The 8,684-nt window shown below is 54.7% G+C and carries 7 protein-coding genes; 6 read left to right on the top strand and 1 reads right to left on the bottom strand.

Translation table 11 applies throughout. The annotated features are described in order from the left end of the window. Positions 1–1,184, top strand: a 1,184-nt coding sequence (locus tag Q7J88_RS09400) for a DUF1329 domain-containing protein (RefSeq protein ID WP_303721920.1), incomplete at its 5' end; no start/stop codon positions are given. A gap of 79 nt (positions 1,185–1,263) precedes the next feature. Here the strand turns inward: Q7J88_RS09400 and Q7J88_RS09395 are convergent. Next, a complete protein-coding gene (locus Q7J88_RS09395; protein WP_303721918.1) occupies positions 1,264–2,898 on the bottom strand; it encodes a sigma 54-interacting transcriptional regulator in 1,635 nt (544 codons plus the stop codon). A 396-nt stretch (positions 2,899–3,294) separates the two neighbouring features. Here Q7J88_RS09395 and Q7J88_RS09390 point away from each other — a divergent pair, with 396 nt between their 5' ends. From Q7J88_RS09390 to Q7J88_RS09370, 5 genes are all read left to right on the top strand, one after another. Further along, positions 3,295–5,286, top strand: coding sequence for an FAD-dependent oxidoreductase (locus Q7J88_RS09390; protein ID WP_303721917.1), 1,992 nt, complete (start codon positions 3,295–3,297; stop codon positions 5,284–5,286). 51 nt (positions 5,287–5,337) lie between these two features. Beyond that, positions 5,338–6,318, top strand: a complete 981-nt coding sequence (locus Q7J88_RS09385) for an electron transfer flavoprotein subunit alpha/FixB family protein (RefSeq protein WP_303721916.1) — start codon at positions 5,338–5,340, stop codon at positions 6,316–6,318. Positions 6,319–6,405: 87 nt separating this feature from the next. Continuing rightward, positions 6,406–7,704 carry an FAD-dependent oxidoreductase gene (locus Q7J88_RS09380; protein WP_303721915.1) on the top strand — a complete coding sequence of 433 codons (1,299 nt, stop codon included), beginning with the start codon at positions 6,406–6,408 and terminating at the stop codon, positions 7,702–7,704. After that, complete coding sequence (locus Q7J88_RS09375) at positions 7,701–7,973, top strand: ferredoxin family protein (RefSeq protein ID WP_303721914.1); 273 nt, start codon at positions 7,701–7,703, stop codon at positions 7,971–7,973. The genes Q7J88_RS09380 and Q7J88_RS09375 overlap by 4 nt, the downstream gene beginning before the upstream one ends. 19 nt (positions 7,974–7,992) lie before the next feature. Beyond that, positions 7,993–8,684: hypothetical protein (locus tag Q7J88_RS09370; protein ID WP_303721913.1), on the top strand; the 692-nt coding region annotated here is incomplete at its 3' end.

Here is an 8,684-nt window from a genome sequence, read left to right as displayed (position 1 = left end):
AGGATTTACTGCCTCCATCGGTCGTCGAGTATGTTAAGAAGGGTGACTTTATTCTCAATATCGATCAGATGAAATGGGACTATGGTCCTGATGATACCTATGTACAACAGGGCGCCAAGAATGCCGGAAAATATGACATCAATGACAAGGGTCAGCTGATCGATGTTAAGACGGGTGATTTGCCGAAATACGTTGAAGGCGAAGCTTTTCCTGCCCTGGATTGGCAGAATGATCCCAAGGCGCCGATCAAATTTGCCTACAATCAAGCGTTGAACTTTGCCAGGGTTGGCAATTATTGGTGTAACTGGAGTACCTACTGGGTCGGTAGGAAAGGTTTGGAGCGAACTGTTTCCGGCAAGTGGTATCTGAACTATTTCTGGAATCGTCCAGATGGGCAGGTCGATAACCCGGGCGGTACAATCTTCAATGAATTTGTCAGGGTTGCCGAACCCTATGATGTCGCCGGCATCCTCAATCTGACCTACCGATACATTCACAGCAAAGCGGACGACCTCTGGTCCTATGTCCCGGCGATCCGTCGGGTCAAGAAAACATCGGGTGCCAATCGTTCCAGCCCCTTCCTCGGTTCCGACTTCGTCAACGACGATGCCTTTGCCTTTGCCGGCAAGGTTGAGAGTATGAACTGGAAACATGTCGGGGAAAAAATTATCCTTATGCCGGTCATGAAATGGGCAACGGAAGGGCCGGCCAATTTTGTCCAGCATACCGATGGTTCCTGGCGGAATCCGGACAACCTATCTGGCCCGCTGTTCGGCTTTGAAGTGGATGGCTGGACTGGGGCGCCCTGGGCGCCGACCGATTTCGTCTGGGTACCAAGAAAGATGCAGATCGTTGAGGTGAACGCCAAAGACCGCTACTACAATTATGGGAAGACACATCTTTATCTCGATCCGGTTGCCGGGTTTATCTACAAGTATGTTAATGACCGGGCTGGTTCGTACTGGAAGACCCTGTTGGTCTCCTATGTACCCGCTCAGTGGGATAACCGTATCACAGTTTCAACTGCTACGGGCTATGTCGTAATCGATGACAAGACTGATCACGCTTCGTCTCAGAGCATATTCGGCGCCCACCCGAAGGGCAAATTTGAAAATGCCTATTTTGATCCGGGCATAAAGCCCTTTATGTTCACGCCGACGAATATGTCTGCCATGAGTAAGTAGGAATATCGGGTCGTGCGAACGACCTGCACTAACCGGGGCTGCCCCCTTCTATGTGGAATCGCATGGGAGGGGGCAGCTTTTATTTGTGGTTGGGGAGTATTCTGCTTGTTTGCACGGTTTCTTCAATATCGGTGCTTCGTTCGATCCCCAGCTTGCGCATGCGAAAGCGCAGGGTTGAGGGGTTTAGACCAAGTAGCAGCGCGGCCCCGTTGGGCCCCTCAATCCGCCATTTGGTCTCCATTAGTGTCTGGATGATATGGTTGCGCTCGACCTCTTCGAGCGGCAGAACAGGTGCCGCATCCTGATCTCTGCCCTGTGACCGCTCCAGGGAGTCGAGCAATTGCAGCGAGTGGCGCTGGCTGATGATACTGGCCCGTTCGATGACATTTTCCAGCTCGCGGATGTTTCCCGGCCAGTGGTAGCCTTGCAGCGCATCCATGACCTGAGTCGGCACGCGCTTGATCGACTTGCCAAGTTTTCGGTTGAACCGGTTTACCAGCCAGTTCACCAGCAGGGGGATGTCTTCGCGTCGCTGGCGTAGTGGCGGGGTGGTGATCGGGAAGACGTTCAGTCGGTACCAGAGGTCTTCGCGGAAACGCCCTTTTTTAACCTCTTCCACGAGGTTGCGGTTAGTGGCAGCAATAATGCGCACGTCGACCCGTGTGGTGCGGCCGCTTCCCAGTCGTTCGAACTCTCCTTCCTGCAGGACCCGCAGCAGCTTTGCCTGTGATTCAAGTGGTAGCTCGCCGATTTCGTCGAGGAAAATGGTGCTGCCGTTGGCCAGTTCAAAGCGGCCGACCTGTTTGCTCTGGGCACTGGTAAAGGCGCCTTTTTCGTGGCCGAACAGTTCGCTTTCGATCAGGTTGATTGGTAGCGCGGCGCAGTTGACCTTGACCATCGGCCGGTCCTTGCGTCGACTGGCGTCATGGATCGCTCTGGCGACCAGCTCTTTGCCGGTACCGGTTTCGCCCAGAATGACGACGGTAATGTCGGTCATGGCGACCTGTTGGATTTTGAAAACCATCTGTTTGAACGGTTCGCTCTGGCCGATCATGTTGTGCGGGTTGTGTTCCAGGTTGATTTCCTGGCGAAGATAGCTGTAGTCGGCTTCAAGCTGCTCTTTGAGTTGCTTGATTTCGGAGAAGGCTTTCTGGACCTCAAGCTCTTTTTCTTTACGGACGATGGCATTGGCGAAGATCTCTCCGATCAGCCTCAGTCGCTGGATCAGTTCTTCTGACCAGATGCGGTCGTGGCCGGCGGTCTCGATCGCGAACCCTCCGACGATCGCGCCGCCGATCGCAATGGGGACGGCGAGCTGGGCTTCGGTTCCCAGTTCTCGGATGTTCTTTTTGTCAACCTCCGCCTCTTCAGGCAGTTCGTCCACATGGGAGTATTGCACCACTTTGCCCTGTTTTAGTGTGTTGACGGTCCAGGGGAAAAACTTACTGGCGTCCGGTTTGAAGTCGGGCAACCGCTTTACACGCTCATCTCCCCAGGAATGGACAATTCGGACGGTGTTTTGGTTGTCAGGGTATTGGGCCAAAGTGCACCTTTTGGCGTCAAGGAATTTGCCGATTCGCTTCAATCCCTGAGCGATGGTCTCATCGACCTTGTTGGCCGGCAGGTTGGCGTATTGCGAGGAAATCTCCGAAAGCAGCTTTTCAAACTGCAAGCGTTCTTCTAGGGAATTGTCCAGCGGGTTACCGAGGGGCATCTCTTTCTCCAATTTCTGGCTGCAAGCGCCAATTTCGGGGTACCGGGAGAGTCCGTTAGGACTGGTTTGTTTCTCTGTCTCGGCGTTTCCGGGTTTGAAACAAAATAAACCAATATTATATTGTAGCCGCAATTATTGACAGAGCCGTAATATATTACGGATTGGGTTCGTTTGTAAACCTTTTTTTAAATTTTTATAAAAGGATAACTCCCTAAAATATTTGTCAAATTGCTAATTCTGATGACTTGTGTAGGCTGGCATGAAGCTTGCGAAATAATTTATCAGTTTTGAAGTCCAAGAGGTTCAACGGTTTTTTTATGTGTAACTAATTTTTATACAATAAAACGACTTTTCAGAGTATCGCTAACAACTATTTGATTGAGAGGAGTTCATGCAATGAGTACCCATTTTCCCCATCTTTTTACCCCGTTGAAAATTAAAAATTTAACCATCCGTAATCGCGTTTTAATGACTGCGCATGGGACCCTGATGGGGGCCTGCGGATATCCAACTGAACAGTTGACCAATTATTACGTTGAGAAGGCCAAAGGGGGCTGTGGGCTGCTGATTTCTGAATTTGCCTCCATCCACCCCGGCTATGGGAACGTTCTGAACCTCAGCAATGAGGACAATATTCCAGCGTTTCAGGCGATGACCAAGGCGGTTCATGAACACGGGGCGGCGATTATTCAGCAAATCGGTCATATCGGCCGTCAGCGTCTCCCCGGCCAGCGCCTGACCTGGGCGCCTTCCCCCATGCCGTTGCCGTTTTTTGATCTGATCGGCCTGACCCCGAAGGAGATTGAGATCGAAGAGATCCATGAAGCCGTGGAGATGTGGGGCAAGGTTGCCGGTTACGTCAAGCAAAGCGGTTTTGACGGGGTGGAAATTCACTCCCTGTATGGGAATTATTTGTTGGGCGGTTTTCTATCTCCCTACAGTAATAAGCGTACTGACGAGTATGGCGGAAGCTTTGAAAACCGCATGCGGATCATCTATGAAGTTATCGATTCGGTGCGGAACAGTGTCGGAGATGACTATGTAGTAGGGATCCAGATCAATGGCGATGATTTTACTCCGGGTGGGCTGGATTTTGAGGACTGGCAGGAAGTGGCCCGGTTGATCGCTGAAACCGGCAAGATCGACTATATCACGGTTAAGGCTGGAACCTATTGGACCCCCAATATGGTCGTTCCGGACAATCAGCATCCCTTGGGACTATGGGTGCCGTTGGCTTCAGGGATCAAGGAAGTTGTAGGCGATACCCTGGTGTTTGCCGTTGGGCGGATTAACGACCCGGTCTTCGGCGAGAACATCCTGGCCGACGGTCACGCCGATATGGTTGGGGTCACCCGGGGACAGGTCGCCGATCCGGAGTTCGCCAATAAGGCCCGGGATGGCCGCGTTGAAGACATCCGTCCCTGTGTCGCCTGTAACGACGGTTGCTGGGGAATGATCTATGGTGGCCATTTTAGTTGTACCCACAATCCGGCAGTGTCCAAAGAAACCGAATTGGGCATCGGGACCCTGGCCACGGCGGCGCAGCCGAAAAAGGTTATGGTCGTTGGTGGCGGACCGGGCGGATTGAAGTTTGCCGAGATCGCCGCCCGTCGCGGACACAAGGTAATGCTTTACGAAAAACGTTCCAGACTGGGTGGGCAGGTGAATATCGCCAGCAAAGGCGCCGGGAGGGCAGAACTTGAAGGGATCCCGCGTTATTTGATCCTGCAGTTGGAGCAGTTGGGGGTAGATATCCATCTCAACACGGAGGTGACACCGGAGATGATTCAGCAGGCCGATGTTGATACGGTCGTATTGGCCAACGGTTCGACGCCCCGTCGGATCAGCTTTACCGGGATTCCGTTTTATGACCCGGAGAATCCGGACACCCCAGGGGTGGATCAGGAGAATGTGCTGACCAGCTGGGATCTGCTGGAAGACGAACGAGAGGTCGGGCAGAAGGTGATTGTGGCTGATGATGGACAGGGCCACTGGAAGGGGGTCAGTATTGCTGAAATGCTGCTGGATCAGGGGAAGGAGGTCGAGCTGTTAACTCCGCATGATCGTTTGGGGCATGACCTGACTGCCGAACGGCGGATGCCGATGCTGAAACGGATCCTGAAGAAAGGTTTGACCGTAACCCCCTATACCATGATTAAGGAGATCGAGGGGAATGCCGTCTCGGTGTACAACATCCACAGTCGTTGTGAGCGGACTATCGAGGACGTCGATAACGTAGTGCTGGCTTATTATCACAAGGCGAATGACGAGCTTTATAACGCGGTCAAGGGGAAGGTCGCCGATCTGCACCGCATCGGCGACTGTCTGGCGCCGCGGATGATCGGCGATGCGATTCGTGATGGAGAAACGCTGGCACGGAAGCTCTAAATGTCAGTCACTTCTTTACTGGCGACTGACCAGATCATATAGGACGAAACGATGTGGGTTTTAATCGAACACCGAAACGGTGAAATCGAAGAAGCGAGTCTGGAGGTGCTGTCGGAAACCCGGCGCCTGGCCCAAAAGGCCAGGTGCCAGGTCTCGGCGCTGGTCTTTGGTGATTCAGGTGAAACGTTTGCCGAGAGTCTCGCCCAGAGGGGAGCGGACAATATCTACGCTGTTGAGCATGACCTGCTGGCACAATATACCACAGACGGGTACACCACTGCTTTGCAGCAACTTATTGATGAGCACCGTCCCCAGACGCTGTTTCTAGCAGCAAGCGCTCTCGGTCGCGACCTGGCGCCGCGACTGGCGACCCGGTTGCGGGCCAGCCTGGTCAGTGACTGTCGGGTTGTCGAGGTGAATGCCCAGGGTGAGTTGGAAATGACCAGGGCCGGTTGCGGAAGTCGGGTCTACTTGACCCTGAAAGGGAAACAGGGGGCGACGCAGATTGTCACAGTGCGACCGGGCGTTCTTGGGGTTGGCAAGCCGCTGAAGGGGAGGAAGCCGAATCTGGAGCCACTGTCTGTCAACTTGGGTGCAGAACAGATTCGTACCCGAGTACTGGGTGTCTCCAAGGTCGATCGGGAGCAGCTGGATATATCCGAGGCTGAAGTAGTGCTGGCTTTCGGCCGGGGGTTGGGCAACTCGTCGCTGGTGCCGCAGATGCAGGAGCTTGCCCGTCTGTTGGACGCCTCGCTGGCCGGTTCCCGTGCCTCGGTTGATGAGCGTTGGCTGACCTTCGATCGTCAGATCGGTCAGACCGGGAAGATCATATCTCCCAAAGTGATCGTCTGTTGCGGTATCTCCGGAGCTCAGCAGTTCTCGATGGGGATGCAGGAGTCGCAGTTCATCGTCGCGATCAACAAGGACAAGACCGCGCCGATTTTTAAGCTTGCGGATGTGTCTGTTAAAGGGGATCTGCAGGAGGTGATTCCGGAGTGGGTGGAGCAGCTCCGGGCGCAGGCGGCCGGTTGAAGTCAGTGGCCGGGTGTGTTGGATAATAAGAATTAGCGGGGGAACTCTTTTAATTGGGATTCTTCCTCTGGCCTAATGAGGGAAACGATGGCTGAGAAATTTGACTGTATTATTGTTGGTGCCGGACCGGCCGGTCTCACCGCCGCTTTGGCGCTGGCCCGGGCGGGGGTTGAGGTCCTGGTGCTGGAACGGGGTGAGTATCCAGGATCAAAGAACATGTTCGGTGGCGTTCTGTACAGCAAGGGCCTGCATGAATTGATTCCTGATTTCTGGGATGAAGCTCCGGTCGAGCGCCCGGTGGCGCGGTGGGGAGTGAGTTTTCTGGATCAGGTGTCGGCGATGTCCCTCGATTTCAAGAGTGAGCAATTTTGTACCGCGCCCTACAATGCCTTTACGGTGCTCCGGTCGAAGTTTGACCGCTGGTATGCCGGTAAGGTTGAAGGGGCCGGTGCCGTGCTGCTGACCGATACCACGGTGGTTGATTTCCTCCGCGAGGGGGGGCGGGTAGTTGGCGTTCAGACCAATCGTCCAGATGGGGAATTGCGGGCCGACGTGGTGATCGCGGCCGACGGTATTAACTCTTTGTTGTGCAGAAAAGGAGGGAGCGGGCTGGACCTGTCAGCCGATGAGGTTTCGCTGGGAGTCAAGGAGATCATCGCTCTTCCCCGCGAAGCGATTAATAAGGCGTTTGCCTTAAATGGGGATGAAGGCGCTGCCTATACCTATGTCGGCTCTGCCACCAAGGGGATTCCCGGCGGTGGTTTTATATACACCAACCAAGACAGCCTATCAATTGGCGTTGTCACTAAACTCTCTTCGCTCTCCGGGCAGGACCAGCGACCGGAAGAGCTTCTTGAGGCTTTTAAACGCCATCCGCTGATCTGGCCACTCGTCAAAGAGGGTGAGCTACGGGAATATGCCGCTCACCTGATCCCGGAAGGGGGGGGAGGCCGGCGAGCGCCATTGTTCGCGGATGGTGTGCTGGCGGTCGGGGATGCGGCCGGATTTACCCTGTCGACCGGCTTGCGTGTTGAGGGGGTCAATTACAGTATCATGTCGGGGCTGGCAGCGGCCGAGGCGGTTAAGGGCGCCAGATTGCTCGGCGACTACACCCGTCGCGGGCTTTCCGCCTATCCTCAGGCGTTGAAAAAACATGGTGTGCTGGCTGATTTGGAAAAGTTTAAACGAACGCCGCATTTCTTCAAGACCTCACGACTCTACCAGGAATATCCGGCGCTGGCCTGTGAGCTCGGCCACGCTTTGTTTGGAGTGGAGCCGGGCCCGAAAAAGGGGATGTTCACAATCTTCAAAGAGCAGTTAAAGGGTCGGGTCGCCTGGCCGCAACTGCTGACTGATGCCTTCGCTGGCTGGAGGGGACTGTCATGAGTGTTAACGATAAGCTTCTCAAGACCAGATTTGTCGTCGATTCGGGGAATCCTCACATCAGTGTCGACACCTCCTTGTGCGATTCCTGTCAGGATTCCGCCTGCTTGGTGGTTTGTCCGGGGCGGTGTTTTGAGCGGGAGCAGGAGCGGTTGGCGTTCAGTTGGGAGAATTGTGTCGAGTGTGGGTCTTGTCGGGTGGTTTGTTCCCGCAAAGCCGTCAGCTGGGGATATCCCCGCGGCGGGTTCGGGGTCTGTTTCCGTTACGGCTGATCAGTAAAGGAGATCGTCGATGAAAATAGTGGTTTGTATTAAAGAAGTGGTCGACGTCAGCTTTTCGTTTGCCCTGGATCAGCAGACTTTGGAGCCCTTGGCCGAAGATGTCTTCTTCAAGGTGAATCCGGCAGACCTTTGTGCCGCAGAGATCGCTCTTCAACTGAAGGAGCAGCATGGTGCCGAGGTAACCTATCTTTCCTTCGGGCCGCCGCGGGTGGAAAAGACCCTTCGTGAGTGTCTGTCTCTGGGGGGAGATCATGCAGTTCGGATCTGGGATAGCTCAATCGCTCCCGGTTCGCAGGGGAAGACCTATCTCTTGGCTAAGGTGATACAGAGCCTGGAGGCTGACCTGGTGTTGTGTGGCAGTCAGTCCCTCGACGAGGGGCGCGGAGAAACTCCCGCGGCTCTGGCAGAACTTCTCGATCTGCCGCAGATGGTTGGGGTTACCGCTTGTGAGCTGGCCGCTGCCCAGGGTGTGGTCACAGCAAGCAGAAAGCTGGAGCGTGGCTACCGTGAAGAAATTGAATGCGCTCTGCCGGCATTATTGGCTCTGGAAGCCGGGATGGTGGTTCCTCGGTATGCGCCCCTGGCACAACGGTTGAAGGCGTTTCGCGAGCCGGTGCAGTTGCTGGAACCTTCCGCGATAGGTGTCGATCCCGCAGAGCTGAAACAGTGGGATGCCCTGCGCACCTTGGAGCGTCGTGCGCT

Origin of the sequence: Malonomonas rubra (genome assembly GCF_003247215.1) — a bacterium.
In the GTDB taxonomy this organism is placed as follows: Bacteria; Desulfobacterota; Desulfuromonadia; order Desulfuromonadales; family Geopsychrobacteraceae; genus Malonomonas; species Malonomonas rubra_A.
This window is presented reverse-complemented; position numbering and strand designations above follow the sequence as displayed.

What these genes read in the sequence shown, in the direction of transcription:
- Q7J88_RS09390 (WP_303721917.1), top strand. Translation starts at nt 3,295, where the DNA reads ATGAGTACCCATTTTCCCCATCTTTTTACCCCGTTGAAAATTAAAAAT.
- Q7J88_RS09385 (WP_303721916.1), top strand. Translation starts at nt 5,338, where the DNA reads ATGTGGGTTTTAATCGAACACCGAAACGGTGAAATCGAAGAAGCGAGT.
- Q7J88_RS09375 (WP_303721914.1), top strand. Translation starts at nt 7,701, where the DNA reads ATGAGTGTTAACGATAAGCTTCTCAAGACCAGATTTGTCGTCGATTCG.
- Q7J88_RS09380 (WP_303721915.1), top strand. Translation starts at nt 6,406, where the DNA reads ATGGCTGAGAAATTTGACTGTATTATTGTTGGTGCCGGACCGGCCGGT.
- Q7J88_RS09395 (WP_303721918.1), bottom strand. Translation starts at nt 2,898, where the DNA reads ATGCCCCTCGGTAACCCGCTGGACAATTCCCTAGAAGAACGCTTGCAG.